The 2974-nt window shown below is 53.6% G+C and carries 1 protein-coding gene; it reads right to left on the bottom strand.

Annotated features, from left to right (window positions below; genetic code table 4):
- Positions 1-306: 306 nt before the first annotated feature.
- Positions 307-2709 (bottom strand): hypothetical protein, encoded by a 2403-nt coding sequence (locus tag FJM08_RS03075; RefSeq protein ID WP_170177190.1) that lies wholly within the window; start codon positions 2707-2709, stop codon positions 307-309.
- Between the last annotated feature and the right edge of the window lie 265 nt (positions 2710-2974).

The following is a 2974-nucleotide window of genomic DNA, read 5'->3' on the forward strand; positions in this document are numbered from 1 at the left end:
TGTTAACCCTCACTCCTTGGCGGCCTGCCAACCCTAATTCCGGAAGTGACGTGGCCGTGACCCCTTGACGTCACTGTGACGTATTTCCGCTTCCGGTGGCGCCATCTTTAACGGACTTTCCCGCGCTTTTTTTGAAATTCCCGCGCTTTTTTCAAATTTCCCGCCGGCGCGCTTTTCGAATTTCCCGCGCTTGTAAGTCCCGCCCTTGGAGCGGCGCCATCCGCGATCAGGTGACATAGTAGCTTTTGGGCCCCTCTCCAAAAACCACGCGACACAGTGCCATCTGGTGGTAGAATATTTTATTGCTTACAAGTGGTGTACACGGGCCTTCGCCGTCCATAACTGGTCACTGCGTTCATAGCCCTTGTGGCCATAGACGGATGAGTCTGCCCCTTCAAGGTGCAGATTATTATACAGTAGGTAGGGATGAGTACCCCTCCCAGTCGGGGGATAGACGGCCGGTTGGGGATTCCACCGGCTGCCAGGGCCGCGCTTCTTCACATGCCAGACCATCTTCACTGTGAGATTGAAGACTGCATATTGATGTAGTGCCCCCCCTTCCTTAGACTCTGCGTCATGTTGTACATTCGTCCCTAGGGGGGCTGGCGTGGGGATCATTTTAAAGAAGAGCATCGGGGGCGGGCTGACACACCCCCAGCCGCCCAGCATGGGAGAGTCTGCCATGAAGCTCCGGTCACAAATGGGGATTTTGGCCCAGATCTGGGTTTCATAATGTAGACTCCGTTCATTCCACACCGACCCGGGCAACAGGGGACGCCCCGAGCCACTTCCTCGTGTGTTGGCAAAACTTTGACCCAGCGAAGTCACTGGGTAGTACTGTGTGTCAATGCCCGACAATTGTTTGGCCTGTTCCCGGTCATTTGGCAGGCGCCCTTGTTGTAACAGGACACCATCGGAGTCTTGTCCTATGGGTTCATGGTAGCCATGGGCAATGGCATCCACATTGATGTCAGGGACATCTTTCGTCGGGTCATCCGCCGGGGCATGAGCATACGGCTGGGAGACTGGCCCCGGGCGGAACGACCACCGGGTAGCCGGTGTCCGCCCAACCGCCGTCCCTGTTAAAACCCGCTGTAACTCTGTCTTGCCGGCATTCTCGCCTTGGGTGGCAAGATGGGTGCCCGTCATGGGCCCTGGCAGAAAGTTTTGGGGCTTGATGCCATATTCATCTTTATTTATGTGGCGCCAGCGGGCCCGAGTACCGGCTTCTTCTAATATGTCATACCGGCACCCATAAAGGGGGTTTTCCATCAAGAAGAAATGTTGGGAGGACCCCGTTAGGTGTTTTGGGGTCAGGGTCGGAAAGGTGTAAGAGTGCGTAAAGAAATCTCCTGTTTTATAAATTCCAAAAGTACTGTGTTCCAAGACATAAAAGTCTGTCTCCTCATTGGGTACGGTCACCTGGTCGGTGGCCCGGCCCGAATGACGATTCTGTATGCTGCCTGTGGTTAGGTATGCATACTGTGGTAGTAAGTAAACCTCTGTGGGGATGTCAGAAGGTAATGTGTTCTGACCGGTTCCCAACACATAGGGAAATCGATAACTGCTATCTGCGAAGATGGCTAAGCCGCCCGTCGGGGAGTCGGTAACGTGAGTGGTTTGATTCTGAGTGGCTACGTCCTTAACTACGATGTCACTAACGATGACCTCCCACGACTTTGGAGCTATCTCGGAATATTGTTCCAAAAGGTGTTGAAATTCTAATGGGGAAAAATATAAATTTAACGAATTTAAATCGGGGTAATGCCAGGGGGTCTGGTATCCTAACACAGGATGGTCTAGTTCCAAGTTTCTCTCGGAATTCCAAAGATTCCCATCATGTACCCGTAGCATATGTTTTCCCTGAATGGTTATGGGTTTATATACAGGATCTTCATTGAAGGGTAAGTAGCACCTGCGGGTCATGAAACAGGTCACGGTCTCCTCCCCGAAGGTGGCGCCTTGACTCCACACCGCGGGTCCGGGGAGGGCGCCCCCACCGGCACCGGATTCTTCAGTGGCAGCGGCCATGGCCCGCACCGCGGCTTGTCCAGCTGCCCAACTTGGCACCTCGGGGAGGGGGTTCTGTAAATGTAAATGTGGCGTAATGTCACGTTTTATTTCAAAGACTTGGCGGGCAAGTGATGCCCGCACACCAGGTTGGGACTTTAAGTTATCGATTAGTTCCTGGTCCCCGATGTTGAAAACGAGGTAGGGGTTATAGCCTAATTTTTGTAATTGGTCATACCGATAGTCGTGGATCCGCGCATAGGCGTCCACCACGTCCCTCGGGGGACCATTTTCCAAAGGGTTAAAAGGGCCAAGGTACCGATCACCGGGTAGGTGGAGACCCCCTCGATCAGGTGCGTGACCCCCCACACTAGGCTGTTCCACAGAGTTGTTTCCGTTTGATTCAGGAGCAAGTGGGTCCAAGTTGTCAGGTTCATCGTCCTCGGCTGGCGGCGGGGGGTCGCCTTCTGCGGGTGACAGGGACGGGGATTCCTCGACAATGCTGGGAGCACTGATATGTTGTTCTGGGTGTTTTTTTTTGCGGATACCCACCCACTCATTAACTAAGGCTATAACGTGGTCAGGGTCTTTTTGCAACCAAGCTTCTATTTTATTATGAGGAATACCACTGATTTCTAAATGTTCCAATAAATCCAATGACAGCTCATCGCCAGCGGCGACAGAAGCAAGCAGTTCCATTACATGTTGTACATCATGTAAGTTGCGGGGCCCATGCAATAAAGTATCAACCAAACCCCCCGGATCCACCACATGTTTTGTGGCACGGCGCGACCGGCGCCGACCCTGCCGACCCGATGTACATGCCCACATCCCGCCCAGTAGCGCCAAGCCCAGTAAGCACACAAGCAAGCAACTCCCACCCCGGCCTGGATTAGTAATTCTCGCATTCGCCACTTAAAAACTCAGCCGCCGCCTGACACTCAGTGGCGGGGGGGAGGGGGTG

Source organism: Metamycoplasma equirhinis (assembly GCF_006385185.1).
Taxonomy (GTDB): domain Bacteria; phylum Bacillota_I; class Bacilli_A; order Mycoplasmatales; family Metamycoplasmataceae; genus Metamycoplasma; species Metamycoplasma equirhinis.